The sequence below is a fragment of the Massilia sp. X63 genome (assembly GCF_041023745.1).
Taxonomy (GTDB): Bacteria; Pseudomonadota; Gammaproteobacteria; order Burkholderiales; family Burkholderiaceae_D; genus Telluria.
Genome location: NZ_JBFTEF010000048.1, coordinates 1 through 842, shown reverse-complemented (window position 1 = coordinate 842; position 842 = coordinate 1). Strand labels below are relative to the sequence as shown.

The 842-nt window shown below is 68.3% G+C and carries 1 protein-coding gene; it reads left to right on the top strand.

Features of this window, described 5'->3' with window-relative positions; genetic code table 11:
* Positions 1 to 95: 95 nt before the first annotated feature.
* On the top strand, positions 96 to 842 hold a 747-nt coding region (locus tag AB3347_RS25875), incomplete at its 3' end, for an IS1595 family transposase (protein WP_369094522.1).

Genomic DNA, 842 nt, shown 5'->3' with positions numbered 1-842 from the left:
AATGGGAAGGCGCTGTCCTCCTTCGCTATGGATGAGGTTTGAACTGCTGAGCTGTTTCATGGTCGAACACTGGTCTCCACCACCGGGAAACGAGCATGCGTGCGCCTCAGTTCAAGAAGTGGTTTGCCAGGCTGCCGGCCCTGAACCTGCCGCAGCGCCTGCACACGCTGGCCGCCCTGCATCCGGCAGCCGGCATGGCGCAGGTGGTGGCGCTGATCGGCCAGCTTGGCGCGGCGCAGCGGCGCTGTCCCGCTTGCGCCTGCGAACGGTACTATCGGCACGGTCAGGCCAATGGCCTGCCACGCTACCGCTGCCGCGCATGCAGGCGCACCTATAACGACCTGAGCGGCACACCGCTGGCGCGCCTGCGGCGGAGAGACAAATGGCTGGATTACCTGGGCACGGTCCTGGCCTCGACCTCGGTGCGGGCAGCAGCCACGCAGGTCGGCGTGCACCGCAACACCGCCTTTCGCTGGCGCCACCGCTTTCTCGAGCGCGCCAAGCATGACCGTCCGCAACTGCTCAATGGCATTGCCGAGGCCGACGAGATGTTCCTGTTGGAGTCGCAAAAGGGGGCAAAAAAGCTGGACCGCCCGGCGCGCAAACGCGGCGGGCGCGCCGGCCGGCGCGGGATCTCGCGCGAGCTCGACTGCATCCTGGTGGCGCGCGACCGCGGCGGGCAAACCATCGATGCCGTGGTCGGCCGCGGCGCGCTGAAGGCCGCGCACTTGGCGCGTCACCTGCTGCCCAGGCTCGATCGGCAAGTGCTCCTGGTCAGCGACGGGCATGCAGCGTACCGGGCCTTTGCCCGCCAGCACGGTATCGCGCACCAGGCGGTCGAC